At 73.5% G+C, this 16,117-nt stretch carries 14 protein-coding genes; 8 read left to right on the forward strand and 6 right to left on the reverse strand.

Annotated elements, in window-relative coordinates; all coding sequences use genetic code 11:
• The first annotated feature begins 403 nt into the window (after positions 1 to 403).
• A complete protein-coding gene (locus tag ACFWIC_RS01730) occupies positions 404 to 2,896 on the forward strand; it encodes a DEAD/DEAH box helicase (RefSeq protein ID WP_380360834.1) in 2,493 nt (830 codons plus the stop codon).
• A 136-nt stretch (positions 2,897 to 3,032) separates the two neighbouring features.
• On the opposite strand, the gene ACFWIC_RS01735 is transcribed toward ACFWIC_RS01730, so the two are convergent.
• Positions 3,033 to 3,869: a hypothetical protein gene (locus ACFWIC_RS01735; RefSeq protein WP_380514894.1), complete on the reverse strand. Its 837-nt coding sequence runs from the start codon at positions 3,867 to 3,869 to the stop codon at positions 3,033 to 3,035.
• A gap of 210 nt (positions 3,870 to 4,079) precedes the next feature.
• On the opposite strand from ACFWIC_RS01735, the gene bioB reads away from it, so the two are divergent.
• The 5 genes from bioB (at position 4,080) to ACFWIC_RS01760 (ending at position 8,932) form a co-directional block, all read left to right on the forward strand.
• Entirely contained in the window at positions 4,080 to 5,429 is a 1,350-nt protein-coding gene (bioB, locus tag ACFWIC_RS01740) for a biotin synthase BioB (RefSeq protein WP_380514897.1), read from the forward strand.
• Positions 5,430 to 5,472: 43 nt separating this feature from the next.
• Entirely contained in the window at positions 5,473 to 6,777 is a 1,305-nt protein-coding gene (locus tag ACFWIC_RS01745; RefSeq protein ID WP_380514900.1) for an adenosylmethionine--8-amino-7-oxononanoate transaminase, read from the forward strand.
• Positions 6,774 to 7,511, forward strand: coding sequence for a dethiobiotin synthase (gene bioD, locus ACFWIC_RS01750; protein WP_355401149.1), 738 nt, complete (start codon positions 6,774 to 6,776; stop codon positions 7,509 to 7,511). The genes ACFWIC_RS01745 and bioD overlap by 4 nt, the downstream gene beginning before the upstream one ends.
• Positions 7,512 to 7,709: 198 nt before the next feature.
• Positions 7,710 to 8,153 (forward strand): hypothetical protein, encoded by a 444-nt coding sequence (locus ACFWIC_RS01755; protein ID WP_329884096.1) that lies wholly within the window; start codon positions 7,710 to 7,712, stop codon positions 8,151 to 8,153.
• Between the two features lie 164 nt (positions 8,154 to 8,317).
• Entirely contained in the window at positions 8,318 to 8,932 is a 615-nt protein-coding gene (locus tag ACFWIC_RS01760; protein WP_329952898.1) for a hypothetical protein, read from the forward strand.
• 61 nt (positions 8,933 to 8,993) lie between these two features.
• On the opposite strand, the gene ACFWIC_RS01765 is transcribed toward ACFWIC_RS01760, so the two are convergent.
• Together ACFWIC_RS01765 and ACFWIC_RS01770 are read right to left on the reverse strand one after the other, a co-directional pair.
• On the reverse strand, positions 8,994 to 9,932 hold the full coding sequence (locus ACFWIC_RS01765) for an aldo/keto reductase (RefSeq protein ID WP_329884100.1): 939 nt from the start codon (positions 9,930 to 9,932) through the stop codon (positions 8,994 to 8,996).
• A 146-nt stretch (positions 9,933 to 10,078) separates the two neighbouring features.
• Positions 10,079 to 10,420, reverse strand: coding sequence for a deoxyxylulose-5-phosphate synthase (locus tag ACFWIC_RS01770; RefSeq protein ID WP_380360812.1), 342 nt, complete (start codon positions 10,418 to 10,420; stop codon positions 10,079 to 10,081).
• 313 nt (positions 10,421 to 10,733) lie between these two features.
• On the opposite strand from ACFWIC_RS01770, the gene ACFWIC_RS01775 reads away from it, so the two are divergent.
• Positions 10,734 to 11,894 carry a N(5)-(carboxyethyl)ornithine synthase gene (locus ACFWIC_RS01775; RefSeq protein WP_380514906.1) on the forward strand — a complete coding sequence of 387 codons (1,161 nt, stop codon included), beginning with the start codon at positions 10,734 to 10,736 and terminating at the stop codon, positions 11,892 to 11,894.
• Positions 11,895 to 12,016: 122 nt separating this feature from the next.
• Here the strand turns inward: ACFWIC_RS01775 and ACFWIC_RS01780 are convergent, their stop codons facing one another.
• The 3 genes from ACFWIC_RS01780 to ACFWIC_RS01790 form a co-directional block, all read right to left on the reverse strand.
• Entirely contained in the window at positions 12,017 to 13,450 is a 1,434-nt protein-coding gene (locus tag ACFWIC_RS01780; RefSeq protein WP_380514909.1) for a pyridoxal phosphate-dependent aminotransferase, read from the reverse strand.
• Positions 13,451 to 13,718: 268 nt separating this feature from the next.
• Positions 13,719 to 14,156: a GNAT family N-acetyltransferase gene (locus ACFWIC_RS01785; protein ID WP_329884107.1), complete on the reverse strand. Its 438-nt coding sequence runs from the start codon at positions 14,154 to 14,156 to the stop codon at positions 13,719 to 13,721.
• Between the two features lie 114 nt (positions 14,157 to 14,270).
• Positions 14,271 to 14,960 carry a class I SAM-dependent methyltransferase gene (locus ACFWIC_RS01790; protein WP_380514912.1) on the reverse strand — a complete coding sequence of 230 codons (690 nt, stop codon included), beginning with the start codon at positions 14,958 to 14,960 and terminating at the stop codon, positions 14,271 to 14,273.
• 210 nt (positions 14,961 to 15,170) lie between these two features.
• Between ACFWIC_RS01790 and ACFWIC_RS01795 the strand changes: the two genes are divergently transcribed.
• Complete coding sequence (locus ACFWIC_RS01795; RefSeq protein ID WP_380360804.1) at positions 15,171 to 15,938, forward strand: SDR family oxidoreductase; 768 nt, start codon at positions 15,171 to 15,173, stop codon at positions 15,936 to 15,938.
• The last annotated feature ends 179 nt before the right edge of the window (positions 15,939 to 16,117 follow it).

A 16,117-nucleotide genomic window follows, 5' to 3' on the forward strand; every position in this document is an offset into this window, starting at 1 on the left:
TCGGCACTCTGGCACGCCCCGCGCGCACCGGGCAATGTGCGTCTGCGCACACGCCCGGCCCTTTCCTTCGCCCTCGATTCGACGGAATTCGGGAAACGAATTCCTCGAAATTGCCCGGTGATTCCGGAATACGGTGCGGCGAGACCGGCCGGGTGGCCGGCCGGGTTCCCTTCGTGGTCCCGCCTCGGTCCTTTCGCGTTCCGGTCGCCGCCCGGCCCTCTCCCCGTAGGGTGGCGGCCACGGCCCGGCCGGGCCCGAGGTCGTTCACGGGCAGGCCCCCGGACACGCCGCCGCCCCCCTCCCCGCAGGCGGCCGGCCGCTCCTGCCGGGAGCCCGCGGGGCGCGGCCTTTGCCGGGGGCGGCGACGAGCAGGCAAGATAGCCGGGTGACCCTCCTAGATCTGATGCCGAAGCCCGCCACGCCCGACGCGCTGTACGAGACGTTCGCCGCCTGGGCGGAGGAGCGCGGGATCTCGCTGTACCCGGCGCAGGAGGAGGCGCTGATCGAGCTGGTGTCGGGGAACAACGTGATCCTGGCGACGCCGACCGGGTCGGGCAAGAGCCTGGTGGCGGCGGGTGCGCACTTCGCCGCGCTGGCGGAGGGGAAGCGGACGTTCTACACCGCGCCGATCAAGGCACTGGTGTCGGAGAAGTTCTTCGACCTGTGCAAGATGTTCGGCACCGAGCAGGTCGGCATGATGACAGGCGACGCGTCGGTGAACCCGACCGCGCCGATCATCTGTTGTACCGCGGAGGTGCTGGCACAGATCGCGCTGCGCGACGGGCGCCTGGCCGACGTCGGCCAGGTGGTCATGGACGAGTTCCACTTCTACGCGGAGCCGGACCGCGGCTGGGCCTGGCAGATCCCCCTGCTGGAGCTGCCGCAGGCGCAGTTCCTGCTGATGTCGGCGACGCTCGGCGACGTACGGCGCTTCGAGGAGGACCTGAACCGCCGGACCGGCCGCCCGACCACCGTGGTCCGCAACACGACCCGCCCGGTGCCGCTGTTCTACGAGTACCGGCGCACCCCCATGCACGACACGCTGGAGGAGCTGCTGAAGACCGGCCAGGCGCCGGTCTACGTCGTGCACTTCACGCAGAAGGAGGCGGTGGAGCGGGCGCAGTCGCTGATGAGCATCAACATGTGCTCGAAGGCGGAGAAGGACGCCATCGCCGCGCTGATCGGCAACTTCCGGTTCACCACCAAGTTCGGCCGCAACCTGTCCCGGTTCGTACGGCACGGCATCGGCGTGCACCACGCCGGCATGCTGCCGAAGTACCGGCGACTGGTCGAACGCCTCGCCCAGGCAGGCCTGTTGAAGGTCATCTGCGGGACGGACACGCTGGGCGTGGGCGTCAACGTGCCGATCCGCACGGTGCTGTTCACCGCGCTCTCCAAGTACGACGGCCAGCGGGTGCGGATGCTGCGGGCGCGGGAGTTCCACCAGATCGCCGGGCGCGCCGGGCGGGCCGGGTTCGACACGGTGGGCCAGGTGGTGGCGCAGGCCCCCGAGCACGTCATCGAGAACGACAAGGCCGTCGCCAAGGCGGGCGACGACCCGAAGAAGAAGCGCAAGATCGTCCGGAAGAAGGCGCCGGAGGGGTTCGTCGGCTGGTCCGAGGAGACCTTCGAGAAGCTGATCTCCGCCGACCCCGAGCCGCTGGTCTCGCGGTTCAAGGTGACCCACGCGATGCTGCTCTCGGTGATCGGCCGGCCGGGCAACGCCTTCGAGGCGATGCGCACGCTGCTCACCGACAACCACGAGGACCGCTCCGCCCAGCGCCGGCACATCCGCACCGCCATCGCCATCTACCGCTCGCTGCTGGAGGGCGGCGTGGTCGAGCGGCTTCCGGAACCGGACTCGGAGGGCCGGATCGTCCGGCTCACCCTGGACCTCCAGGAGAACTTCGCGCTCAACCAGCCGCTCTCGACGTTCGCGCTGGCGTCCTTCGAGCTGCTCGACCCGACCTCGCCCTCGCACGCGATGGACGTGGTGTCGGTCGTCGAGGCGACGCTCGACGACCCGCGCCAGATCCTCGCCGCGCAGCAGAACAAGGCGCGCGGGGAGGCCGTCGGCGAGATGAAGCGCGACGGCATCGAGTACGAGGAGCGGATGGAGCGGCTCCAGGAGATCACCTACCCGAAGCCGCTGGAGGAACTGCTCACCCACGCCTACGAGGTGTACCAGCGGGCGCACCCGTGGATCGGCGACCACCGGCTCCAGCCGAAGTCGGTGGTCCGCGACCTGTACGAGCGGGCGATGACCTTCTCGGACTACGTCGGCTTCTACGAGCTGGCCCGCACCGAGGGCATCGTGCTGCGGTACCTGGCGGGCGCGTACAAGGCGCTGGAGCAGACCGTCCCCGAGGACGTGAAGACCGACGACCTGAAGGACATCATCGCCTGGCTGGGCGAGCTGGTCCGCCAGGTCGACTCCAGCCTGCTGGACGAGTGGGAGCAGCTGGCCAACCCGACCGACCCGCAGTCGGCCGAGGTGGCGCTGGACGACAAGCCGGCGCCGGTGACGGCCAACGCCCGGGCGTTCCGGGTCCTGGTGCGCAACGAGATGTTCCGCCGTGTGGAACTGTGCGCGCTGGAGCACTACGACGCGCTGGCCGAGCTGGACGGCGAGTACGGCTGGGACGCGGACCGCTGGGCGGACGCCATGGACGGGTACTGGGACGAGTACGACGACCTGGGCACCGGGCCGAACGCGCGCGGGCCGAAGATGCTGCTGATCGAGGAGGCGGACTCGTCCTGGCGGGTCCGGCAGATCTTCGACGACCCGGAGGGCGACCACGACTGGGGCATCAGCGCCGAGGTCGACCTCTACGGGTCCGACGAGGAGGGCCGGGCGGTGCTGCGGATCACCTCGGTGGACCGGCTGGGCGGCTGACGGCCCGCCGGCCCCGGTGCGGGTCCGGCCCCGCTCAGGGCCGGGCCCGGCGAACAGGACGGCGGCAGCGGCATCCTGACACCGCGTCGGAAAGGGGCGGGCGGAGTGCACTCCGCCCGCCCCGTCGCATGCGGCGCTACATCCAGACGAAGGGCGCGCCGGCCGTGGCGGAGAGCGCCCGGGTCGCCTCGTCGAGCATCTGCTCGACGCTGGGGGAGCCGGTGGACGGCACCGGCAGCGGGGTGCCGGCGGAGGCGGAGGGGGTCGGCGAGGCCGCGTGGGCGTCGACCGGCCGCGAGCTGGTGACCGTCACGTAGTGGCCGACCAGCTCGACCCGCGGATCGCCGCCGGGCCGGGCCGCGCCGGCGGCCTGGGCGGGCGCCGCGGAGGCGTCGGGGAGGACGAAGGCCACCGAGCCGGGCCTGGCGCGCAGCGCCTCCGCGGCTCTGGCGGCGGAGGCGGCGTCCGCGAACCGCAGCAGGGTGACGCTGCTGAGCACCGGCTTCTCCTGGCCGGCGAAGCTGACGGCGAGGTAGCCGCGGCAGCCGCCGTCGCGCAGGAGGTCCAGGGTGCGGTCCTGGAGCACCTCGGTGCAGTTGTCGCCCCGGCGGGCGCCGGAGCGCTTGCCCTTGTAACCGCCCGCCTCGATCAACCGCTGGGCGGGGAAGTAGGCGTCGACGTCCAGGGCTTCGGGGTCGGCGACCGCGCGCGGCGCGTCCCCGACGACCGGTGGCGACTTGGTCGCGTCCTTGCTGGACGGACCGAGCCCGGGTATGAAGTCGCCGGGCGTCGGGCTGGTGATGACCCATCCTCCGGCCGCCACCACGCCGATCACCACGACCCAGCCGACGACCCGGCGGGCGGTCACTCTCCTGGCCCGGTACGCCCCGACGGGCCGTTCGGACGTCTGGCCTACCGGTCGTTCCGCCGGTCGTTCCGCGGGTGACGGGGCGTGCTCCCCCTGCGTGGTCATGGCGCCGATTGTATGCAGGTCACGCGTGGTGGAGATCACTGGGGCGGGCTCCGGCGGCCGTCGCGCGACGCCCCGACCCGGCCCCGCACCCGACGTGACCTGCACCACTACCGTGAGCTTCGACACTGTGACAACTCGCACATCCTCCCCGGGATCTTCTGGTGGGTTTCCTCTGGCGTCTCTCGCGGGCCAGGAGGCAGGATCAGGCCCATGGATCTGCTCGATACCCTCACCGCCAAGGGCCTGCGTGGGGAGACCCCCACCCGCGAGGAGGCGCTGGCCGTCCTCGCCACCACCGACGACGACCTGCTGGACGTGGTCGCGGCCGCCGGGCGGGTGCGCCGGCGGTGGTTCGGCCGCCGGGTCAAGCTCAACTACCTGGTGAACCTCAAGAGCGGGCTCTGCCCGGAGGACTGCTCGTACTGCTCGCAGCGGCTGGGCTCCAAGGCCGGGATCCTCAAGTACACCTGGCTGAAGCCGGGCCAGGCCGCCGAGGCCGCGAAGGCCGGAGTGAGCGGCGGCGCCAAGCGCGTCTGCCTGGTGGCGAGCGGGCGCGGTCCGACGGACCGAGACATCGACCGGGTCACCGACACCATCACCGCCATCAAGGACGCCGACCCCTCGGTGGAGGTGTGCGCCTGTCTGGGCCTGCTCTCCGACAACCAGGCCGAGCGGCTGAAGGCGGCCGGCGCCGACGCCTACAACCACAACCTCAACACCTCCGAGGGCACGTACGGTGCCATCACCACCACCCACACGTACGCCGACCGGGTCGACACCGTGCGGAAGGCGCACGGTGCGGGCCTGTCCGCCTGCTCGGGCCTGATCGCCGGCATGGGCGAGAGCGACGAGGACCTGGTGGACGTCGTCTTCGCGCTGCGCGAGCTGGGCTCGGACTCGGTGCCCGTGAACTTCCTGATCCCGTTCGAGGGCACCCCGCTGGCCAAGGAGTGGAACCTCACCCCGCAGCGCTGCCTGCGCATCCTGTCGATGGTCCGGTTCGTCAACCCGGACACCGAGGTGCGGATCGCCGGCGGTCGCGAGGTGCACCTGCGAACCCTGCAGCCGCTGGGCCTGCACGTCGCGAACTCCATCTTCCTGGGCGACTACCTGACCAGCGAGGGGCAGGCCGGGCAGGCCGACCTCGACATGATCCGGGACTCCGGCTTCGAGGTGGAGGGCATGGGCGAGGCCACCCTGCCCCGGCACCGGGCGGACGCCCTCGCGGGCGGCGGCTGCGGCACCGGCGCGGCCACCGGCGGAGGCTGCGGCAGCGGCGCGGCGTCCGGCACCCCGGCCGACGCCGCGGACGCCCCGTCGGGCGGGCCGTGCGGGACGGGCGGCGGCTGCGGCCCGTGCGGAGGACACGGCGGGCACGCCGGACACGGCGGGACGCTCGACGCGGAGCCCGCGGCGGCGGCCGAGGCGCCCGGGCTCGACGAGCCGGCCGAGCTCGTCGAGGTCGCCGGGCCGGCCGGTGGGAGCGGCGACGAGTCGCGCACCGACCTCGTCCGGGTCCGCCGTCGTGGCGCCGGCACCGAGCTCGCGCCCAACGCCTGATCACCCGCCGCACGGAACGGAACGGTACGGAAGTAGACCCCTCATGGCCCAGCTGTCCACGGACACCCTCCTCGCGCTCGACCGGGCGCACGTCTGGCACCCCTACGGACCGATGCCCGGCACCGCCACCCCGTACGTCGTGGAGTCGGCGTCCGGCGTCCGGCTCACGCTGGCCGCGCCGGTCGCGGGCGGCCACCGCGAACTGATCGACGGCATGTCGTCCTGGTGGGCGGCGATCCACGGGTACGGCCACCCGGTGCTGGACGAGGCGGTGCGCGGACAGCTGGGCCGGATGAGCCACGTCATGTTCGGCGGGCTCACCCACGAACCGGCCGTCCGGCTGGCCGCCACGCTGGTGGAGATCACTCCGGAACCCCTGCAGCACGTCTTCCTCGCCGACTCCGGCTCGGTGGCCGTCGAGGTCGCGATGAAGATGTGCCTGCAGTACTGGCAGTCCGTCGGCCGGCCCGAGAAGCGCCGGCTGCTCACCTGGCGCGGCGGCTACCACGGCGACACCTTCCACCCCATGTCGGTCTGCGACCCCCAGGGCGGCATGCACCACCTGTGGGGCGGGGTGCTGCCCGGCCAGCTCTTCGCGGCGCAGCCGCCGGCCGGCTTCGACGCCCCGCTCGACGACGCCTACGTGCAGGCCTTCGACGAGCTGATGGAGCGTCACGCGGGCGAGCTCGCGGCGGTGATCGTCGAGCCGGTGGTGCAGGGCGCGGGCGGGATGCGGTTCCACTCCCCCGCCTACCTGCGGATGCTGCGCGAACTCTGCGACCGGCACGGGGTGTTGCTGGTCTTCGACGAGATCGCCACCGGGTTCGGCCGCAGCGGTGCGCTGTTCGCGGCCGACCACGCGGGCGTCTCCCCGGACGTGATGTGCCTGGGCAAGGCGATGACGGGCGGCTACCTCACCATGGCGGCGGCGCTGTGCACGGCGGAGATCGCCGACGGGATCAGCCGGGGCGAGATGCCGGTGCTGGCCCACGGCCCGACGTTCATGGGCAACCCGCTGGCGGCGGCCGTCGCGAACGCCTCGATCGACCTGCTGCTCGGACAGGACTGGCAGACGGAGGTCAAACGCCTCGAAGCCGGACTGCGGGACGGCCTGGCGGACGCCGCCGGGCTGCCGGGCGTCCACGAGGTGCGGGTGCTCGGTGCGATCGGCGTCGTGCAGCTGGACCACCCGGTGGACATGGCGGCGGCGACCGAGGCCGCCGCCCGGGAGGGCGTCTGGCTGCGCCCGTTCCGGGACCTCATCTACACCATGCCGCCGTACGTGACCGGCGACGAGGACGTGGCGCGGATCGCCGCGGCCGTCACGGCGGCGGCGGTGGCGGGATGAGCGCCCGGATCGTGTTCGTGACCGGGACGGGCACCGAGGTCGGCAAGACCGTGACCACGGCCGCCGTCGCCGCGGCGGCGCTGCGGGCCGGGCTGCGGGTCGCGGTGCTGAAACCCGGGCAGACCGGCGTCGCGCCCGGGGAGGCCGGCGACGTCGAGGAGGTCGCCCGACTGGCCGGCGGTCCGCTGACGCTCCGTGAACTCAGCCGCTACCCCGAGCCGTTGGCGCCGGACACGGCGGCTCGACGGGCGGGTCTGCCGTACCTGGCGGCGGAGGACGTCGCGAAGGCGGTGGCCGAACTGGCCGACCGGCACGACCTGGTGCTGGTGGAGGGTGCCGGCGGTCTGCTGGTCCGCTACGACGGGCAGGGCCGGACCCTGGCCGACCAGGCGCAGGCGGTGCGCGGCCTCGGGCTGCCGGCCGAGGTGCTGCTGGTGGCGACGGCCGGTCTCGGCACGCTCAACACCACCGCGCTCACGGCGGAGGCACTCGCCGCGCGCGGCCTGCCGCTGCTCGGTGTGGTGGTCGGCGCCTGGCCCCGCTCGCCCGGCCTCGCCGACCGCTGCAACCTGGCCGACCTGCCCCGCGCCGCCGCCGCCCCGCTGCTCGGTGCGCTGCCCGAACGGGCCGCCGGCGCGGAGGACTTCCCCGCCGTGGCGGCCGCCTCGCTCGCCCCCGGGCTGTACGGCCGGTGGGACGCGGCCGGGTTCACCGCGGAGCACGGCGCCGGCTGAGCGCCGGCTTTGCGCCGGCCGGGCGTGGGCCGGGGCGCAGGGCTCTGGCCTCGCGCCCCGCCCGTGGCCGGCCTCCTCCCGGGGGCCCGTCACCACCGTGCGCGCGCCGGGGCGGGAACGCGATGGTATTCGCTCGAACGGGTGAGATCCCGGCACCACCCGGTCCGCTGCGCGACAGGCCTCAATACCGTTCTCCGCATGACGGATGGCCTGATGGTGGACGAGGCCCTGCGGGCCCTCGCCGCGCTCGAAGCGGCGTGGAAGGACGACGACGAGGCACTGGCCGCGCTGGCCACCCGGGGACCGGCCGAACAACCGCTCGCCGCGCTCGTCGCGGCGTACGGCGAGCACGCCGTGGACACCCTGATGGCGCTGGCGTTCGGACTGCGGTCGAGCATGACCGACGAGGAGCTGGCGGAGCTGAGCGACGCCGTCAGCTCCAACATCGGGGCCCGGATGAGCGCCCTGCTCACCCAGACCCTGCGCGCCTGGGGCGAGACCGCCGGCGACGACCTCGACGTGGTCAAGGTGATCGCGCACGCGGTGATCGACGCGATGCGGGCGGTCACGGAGGAGCCGAGCAAGACGGACGTCCTCCCCCTGCTCGCCACCTTCCGCACGTACGCGCTCAGCAATCCCTGACGGGCCCCGACAGGTCACCGCCGGTAGGACGGCGCACCTGGCCGGCCGGCGCGCCGTCCTACCGGCCCGTCCGCCTACCCGCCGGCCGGCCCGGGGGCCGTCTCGGGGCCGTCTCGGGGCCGTCTCGGGCGGGCTGTGCGGATACCACCTGATTGAATGACGGTATGCACGATCTCCTGCTCCGTCTGCCCGACATCCCCGCGCTCCGCGACCGGTGCCGGGCCCTGGCCATGCTCGACGCCGTCCTCAGCCCCGACTGGGGCGACCGGTACTACTCCTTCGACGCGCACTGGGGCGAGGGCGAGGAGATGGCCTCGATGCGCAACGGGCAGGGCGACGACTGGTTCATGGTCTTCTCGGCGGCCGGCGTGTACGCCCGCGGCCTCGACCACGAGGCGCCCAACGCGCCGCACCTGCTGGCGGAGGTGCCCGAGTCCTTCCGGTCGTACGTCGACGAGCCGGCGTTCGCCGACTCCGAGGGCCGGCCGGACCTCACCGTCTGCTTCTGGCGGGAGAGCGGGGACACCCGCTGGCAGGCCCCGCAGACCGCCCCCACCGGCGGTGTGGAGCTCTTCGGACTGCTGGCCGACGGCACGGCCACCGCGTACCGGGCGTGGGCCGAGGACTACTACGAGCCCGAGCACGAGCCGGACCTCGCCGCCGTCGAGCACGTCCTGGCGCTCCGTCCGCTCACCGGAGCCGTCGTGTCCGCCCTCAATCCGGAGACGGACCTGGGCGACATCGCCGACGACATCGCCGGGATCGGCTACCCGGCCTGAACCCGGGTGGCCGGACCGCCCCGGCGGCCCGGCGGCGACCGGACCGCCCGGGCTGCCCCGGCTACAGCGCGGCCTCGTCCAGACGGCGGCGCTGCTCCTCGGACAGGGTCACGTCGAGGGCGCCGAGCACCTCGTCGAGCTGGGCGATCCCGCTCACCCCGACCAGCGGCAGGATCCGCGGCTCGTGGTCGAGCAGCCAGCTGAGCGCCACCTGGTTGACGGTGGCACCGGACTGCTCGGCGACCTCGCGCAGGGCGGCGAGCCGCCTCGGCGTGCCCGGGTGGTCGTAGGCGGCGCCGATCTCCACCTCGGGGCGGGTGAGGCCGCCGGAGAGGAGCGGGCTGTACGCCCAGAGCCGGAGGTCGCCCTCGGAGCGGACGTAGTCGAGGAGTTCGGACGTCACGTGGACGTGCGCCGAGGAGAGCAGCGGCACGTCGAACCGCGGCTGGAGGTACGAGTAGCGGTACTGGAGGTGGCTGTACCGCGGCTGCGCGCCGGCCAGCGCCCGTGCCCGCTCCACCCGCCAGACCGCGTGGTTGCTGGCGCCGACGGCCCCCGCCTTGCCGGACGTCACGAGGTCGGCGAAGGTCTCCACGGTCTCGGCGAGCGGGACGGACCGGTCCTCGATGTGGCTCCAGTACACGTCCACGTGATCGGTGCCGAGGCGGCGCAGGCTGCCCTCGATACCGGCCCGGACCGCCTTCTCCGAGAGCCCTTCGGCGGCCTCCAGCCCGGCCCCCGGAACGGACGGACGGGCGCCCACCTTGGTGCTGATGACGACCCGGTCGCGGGCGTTGCGGTCGGCCAGCCAGCGGCCGATGACCTCCTCGCTCTCGTCCCCGGTCGCGCCGTCGAGCCAGAAGGCGTAGTTGTTGGCGGTGTCGAGGACGGTCCCGCCCGCCTCGACGAACCGGTCCAGGATCCGGAACGAGGTCTCCTCGTCGACGATCGTGCCGAAGCCCAACGTGCCCAACACAATGGTGCGCTGAGGAACAGTCATGGATGAGCCTTCCGTAGTGGTCTGGACCATCCAAGACCGAATCACGATCACCCGCAACCGCTTATCCCCCGGCTCCGCACGGCCGGTCGCCGCGATCGGCTCGGCGCCGGACGGGCCGGGGAGTCCGGCCCCCGGCTACGGGCGGGCTACGGGCGGGGGGCCGGGACCTCCGGGCGGACGAGGGCCCGCGCGAACGGCTCGCCGCTGCGGCGCGCGTACGTCATGCGCTCCTTCACCTCGTGGAGGGTGCGGGGGCGGTAACCGGGGCCGCCGCAGCAGCTCTTGTGGAAGCGGACCCCCGCGTGGAGCAGCACCGCGAGCGTCCGCCAGCCGGCGGCGTCACGCCTGCGCGGGGCCGCGAAGGCGGAGCCCGCGTGGACCATCGGGCCGGCGCAGCGCGGGCAGACCCGACCGCGGTCGCGGTCGTAGGGCTGCTTGTACGAGGCCCGGCAGGGCAGGCAGACGTAGGAGGTCTTCGCGTGGGCCATTCCGCCAGCGTAGGGGCGCCCGGGCACGGCGATCGACCGGTTTTCCACGCGGCGGCCCGGCCTCCGTCCAGGACGTCGCGGGCACGAGTGCGGTGCCGAAGGGGCGGTGCCGGGCGGTGCCGGAGGGGCGGTGCCGAAGGAAAAGGTCGAACACCCGGCTGCCGGGCCGCGAAGCGGAGGGGACCGCCTCCGAGCAGGGCGGACCGCCCCGCCCGCGGGGGGTGCCCACGGCACCGGCCGAGCCCCCGGACCCTCCGGCCGGTCCGGTGACGTGCGGAACTGTGCTAGACCTTGGGTAATCAAAGGGGCCCACGTGCACCAGCTCAACCTCGGAGTCATGGCACAGTCGCGCAAAGAGAACGAGCGCCGACTGCCGATTCATCCCTCACACTTCGAGCGGATCGACCCCGACCTCCAGGGGCGCATCTTCCTTGAACACGGCTACGCCGAAGGTTTCGGCGTCCCGGACGAACAACTGGCGCCACTGGTCGCCGGCTTCCGCTCACGCGAGCAACTGCTCGCCGAATGCGGCGTCATCCTGCTGGCCAAACCGCAGGCGGCGGAACTCGTGGAGTTCCGCGACGGACAGGTCCTCTGGGGCTGGCCGCACTGCGTCCAGGACGAGGAACTCACGCAGATCGCCATCGACCGCCGGTTGACCCTGATCGCCTTCGAGGCGATGAACCACTGGACCAACGACGGCTCGTTCAACCTGCACGTCTTCCACAAGAACAACGAGCTTGCCGGGTACTCCTCGGTGCTGCACGCCCTCCAGCTCACCGGCTCGACCGGTGACTACGGCCGCCGTCTGCGGGCCGTGGTCCTGGGCTTCGGCGCGACGGCCCGGGGCGCGGTGACGGCGCTCAGCGCGCTCGGCGTGCACGACGTCGACGTGCTCACCCAGCGCGGGGTGACGGCGGTCAGCTCACCGATCCACTCCACGCGGATCGTGCAGTTCGACCGCGACGAGAACGACGACCGGCGCAGCTTCGTGCTGTCCGAGGACGGCCGGGTGCCACTGGCCGGGTTCCTCGCCGAGCACGACATCATCATCAACTGCGTCCTGCAGGACACCGCCGCTCCGCTGACCTTCCTCGACGAGGAGGATCTCGGACTGCTGGCACCCGGCACCCTCATCGTCGACGTGTCCTGCGACGAGGGGATGGGCTTCAGCTGGGCCCGTCCCACGTCCTTCACGGAGCCGACGTTCCAGGTCGGCGACAACGTCCGGTACTACGGCGTCGACCACAGCCCGTCCTACCTGTGGAACTCGGCGACCTGGGAGAACAGCGAGGCGCTGCTGCCCTTCCTGCGAGCGGTGCTCGCCGGTCCGGGGGCGTGGAGCTCCAACGAGACCCTGCGGCGCGCGATCGAGATCCGCGACGGAGTCGTCCAGAACCCGAGCATCCTGGCCTTCCAGCACCGCTCGGCGGACTATCCGCACCGGTCCCTGGGGCTGTCGGCCGCCGCCTGACGCGACTCGCCCCCGCCGGCTCCCGGGAACGGGCCGGGCACCGCCCGCCGTCCCGTCGACGAAGGGCTTCGGCCGGCCCCGGAGGCCCCGTCCTCCGGGGCCGGCCGGCCGCCGTGCGCCGGCTACCCCGGGGTGACCAGCTTGCTCAGCGCGAGGCCGATCCGGTCCACGGCCTCACCGACCTCCTCGGGCTGCCGGGCGGTGAAACAGAGCCGGAAGAACCCCGGGGCGGGGCTGTGCATCGTGCCGCCGGGGAGGAGGGAGACCTCCGTGGGAGGGCCGGCCAGGTGGTTGAAGAGCCACAGCTCGTCCCGGTCCAGCCCGCTGCCGGCCGTGACCGGCAGCGGGGCGTCGCCGTGCGCGCCCTCCGGCGGGCGCTTGCCGAGGTACTCCTGGAGGTCGAGCCAGAAGAACTGGGCCGGGTTGTCACCGTCCAGGTACACGAACTCGATGTCGTTGGCGACCAGCCGGTCCTTCACCTTCTCGAAGCTCCCGCTCAGCAGCTCGCGGTAGCGCCGCATCGCGTAGTCGGTGTACAGCTCCGAGCCGGCGCCGTTCACCGTGCTCGACAGGAGCGAGCCGATCACGTAGTGCTTCAGCGAGTCGAAGGGCGTGAACCAGGACTGCGGGTGCTTCTTCTCCTCGATGCCCGTCGTGCCCAGCATCGCCCGCTGCACCGGCCCGTACTTGGAGACCAGGAAGCCCGTCCGGAACCCCGACAGCCCGAAGTCCTTGGCGAAGCCCCACACCACGTGGATCCGCTCGGGGTTCCGCCAGTAGGCGTCCAGGGCCACCGCGCTGGTGAACGGGATCCGGCCGCCGTCGACCTGCGAGTGGCAGTAGATCTCGTCGGAGACGATGTGCAGGTCGGTCTCGTCGATCGCCCAGGTGTAGATCTCCTCCAGCAGTTCCTTGCCGTAGTTGACGCCCAGCGGGTTGTGCGGGTTCGTCAGCACCAGCATCCTCGGCTGCCGGGCGGTCTGCCGCTCGTACTCCCGGAACCGCTCCTTGATCAGGTCCAGCGTCAGCCGGAACCGCCCGGGGCCCTCCGTCGGCAGGTCCACCGGGACGCAGGTGAGCCTGGGCCGCTGTTCGAACGACCAGTTGAACCCCTGCCAGTACGGCGCCGGCAGCAGCACGGCGTCCCCCTCGACCAGCGGCGGCGGGCCGGGCTCGCCGGGCCTCGGTGCGTCCTGGAGCGCGAAGGCGAGGCACTCCAGCGCCGAGGCGACGCCCGCCGTCCCGAAGACGTCCCCCGCCGCCACCGGGGCGTCCCACGCCTTGGCGAGCAGCGCCGCCACCTGCCCCCGCAGTTCCGGCGTGCCGTACGCGGACATGTAGTGGATGTACGGCTCGGGGAGCAGGGCGGTGTGGTCGAACACCGCCTTCTGCATCGAGTCGTCGTAGACGAGGACGTTCTCCGCCACGGAGAGGTCGACGGCGGAGTCGGGCGCCAGGTGGCGGTGGTAGAAGGCGAGTGCCTGCTCGAAGTCGGGGATGCGCGCGAGCAGCTCGGCGGCCTCGTTCGGGCCGGTGGGGGTGACGGGGGTGGTCATGGTGGGGAGCACTCCTCCGGGTCGGCCGGATTCGCCGGATTCGCCCGCCGGTCACGGAACGTGGCGACATCGGCATGGTTCGCATACGGATAGTGTCAGCGCACCACGCCCCCGAGACCCCCGCCAGCGATCGGCACCCATCCGGCGACGGCTGGCGGCCGGCGGCACCCGTCACGCCGGGACGACCCGTACCCGACCCGGCATCGACCCGGCCCCGGCGGAGGTCGCGCGAAGGTCGGGCCGACGTCAGGCCGGCGTCGGGGCGAGGTCAGGCCGACGCCAGCGGCTTCGCCCAGCGGGTCCACTGCGGCTGCGGCCCGTACCCCGCGGCCTGCCAGGTCCGGTGGCCGAGGAGGTTCTCGTCCAGCACCATCGCGTCGGCCCGCCGCCCGCCGAGAGCGGCGAAGCGCTCCTCCGCGGCGGCCAGCAGGGCGGCGCCGATGCCCCGGCGACGATGATCCGGGTCGACGGCCAGACGGTAGAGGTGACAGCGCCAGCCGTCCCACCCGGCGATCACCGTGCCGAGCAGGACGGCCGGATCGTCCGCCCGTACCGCGACGATCAGGCACTCCGGGTCGCGGGCCAGCAGCGCGGCCACCCCGGCCGCGTCGTCGGTGATGCTGGTGCCCTTCGCCGCGCGGGCCCAGAGGGCGAGTACGGCGGGGATCTCGTCGGGGGTGGCGGTGCGCAGCGCGTGGTCGGTCATGCCGCCGTGTCTACCAGGGCGTTCGCACGCGCCGACGGGAATTCCGCGGAGCGGGACGGCCCCGGCCGGCCGCAGCAGGCCCCCGGCGGGGCGGGAGGCGGGGCGGGGCGGCCCTCAGCCGCCCGCCAGCGACCACACGGTGGTGGTCTTCAGCGCCGCGTCCTCCAGGTCCGCGACCACCGGGACCTCGTACTCGGCCAGCTCGGTGAACCGTCCGCGCGGCAGGTAGGCACGGCCCGGGTCGCCCACGATCACCACCGCGCCCCGGGCCCGGGCGCGCTCCAGGAAGGGCAGGAAGCGGGCCGCCATCGCCCGCTCGTAGAAGACGTCCCCGGCGAGCACCACCTCGGCCGGGGCGCCGTCGCCGTCCAGCAGGTCCGCGAACGCCGCGTCCACCCGGACGCCGTTCGCCTCGGCGTTGACCCCGATCGCGGCGACCGCGTACGCGTCGATCTCGGCCGCCCGCACCGAGGCGGCCCCGCGCAGCGCCGCCGCGATCCCGACCAGCCCGGAGCCGGCAGCGAGGTCCAACACCGTCCGGCCGTCGACCAGTTCCGGATGGTCCAGCACGTAGCGGGCCACGCCGACCCCGCCCGCCCAGGCGAACGCCCAGAACGGCGGCGGCAGTCCGCGCTCGCCCCGCGCGTCCTCGGTCGTCTCCCAAAGCGCGATGGCGTCCTCCGCCATGTGCAGGCTCACCTCCGGCACGAACGGCACGGGTCGGATCACCGTCTCCCGGCGCACAAACTCCCGGTCCGACCGGGCAGTTGCGGCGGACTCGGCCGGTCGCGTCTCGTTCAGCATGCGTGCAGCATAGAGCCCGTGACCAGGTGCTCCGCCCACCCAACCGCTCGGACGGCCCCGGCCCGTGTCCCGGACACCGGTCCGCGAGGTGCTCCCGCTCCGTGTCCCGGACGGCCGAAAGACGACCCGCGGACCCGGCCGAACGGCCCCGCACAACGGGTAGGTACTCCGCGTGGTCGGCACGGGGCCGGCCGGAGACGGGGGTCGGCGATGTCGGACAAAGCGCTCACGGGCAAAGCTCTCGGGGGCAAGGCGGCGGTCGTCACGGGCGGCTCGCGCGGGATCGGGCGGGCCGTCGTCGAACGGCTGACCGCGGACGGGGCGGACGTCGTGTTCGCGTACGCGGGCAACGAGGCGGCCGCGGCCGAGGTGGTCCGCACGGTGCGGGCCAACGGTTCCGGCCGGGCGCACGCGGTACGGGTCGACCTGGGCGAGCCCGACGGCGCGGAGCGGCTGATGACCGAGGCCGAGGAGCACCTCGGCGGGCTGGACATCCTCGTCAACAACGCGGCGCTCACCTTCACCAGGGCCACGCTCGCCGAGACCGACCCGGCCGACTTCGACGCCGTCCTGGCCGTCAGCGCGCGCGCCGTCTTCCTGACCCTCCGCTACGCGGCCCGGCGGATGCGCGACAACGGGCGGATCGTCAACATCTCCAGCCTGAACACCCGCCGCCCCACCGACGGCATCGCCGCCTACCTCGCCGGCAAGGGCGCCCTCGAACAGCTGACGGCCGCCGCCGCCCTCGAACTCGGCCCGCGCGGCATCACCGCCAACACCGTCTCCCCCGGTCCGGTCGAGACGGACCTGCTGCGCGCCGTCAACCCGCCCCACGCCCTGGAGGTGGTGGCCGGGCTGACGCCGCTGCGGCGGCTCGGGCAGCCGTCGGACATCGCGGACGTGGTGGCCTTCCTGGCCGGACCGGACGGGCGGTGGGTCTCCGGGCAGAACCTGGGGGCCACCGGCGGACTCGGCTGACGGGGTGACGGGGGCCGCAGGCCCCGGCGCGCCGGGGCCGCCCGGGCCCGGCGTGGGCCCGGGGGTGCGGGCCCCCGGGGGGGGCCGGGGCCCCCCGGCCCCCCGCCGCCCCCCCCCCCGGGGCGGCCGGCCCGCCCCCCGCCCCGGGCCCCCGGAGGGGGCCCGCGGGGTAGTATAAA

It is taken from the genome of Kitasatospora sp. NPDC127035, assembly GCF_042726075.1.
In the GTDB taxonomy this organism is placed as follows: Bacteria; Actinomycetota; Actinomycetes; order Streptomycetales; family Streptomycetaceae; genus Kitasatospora.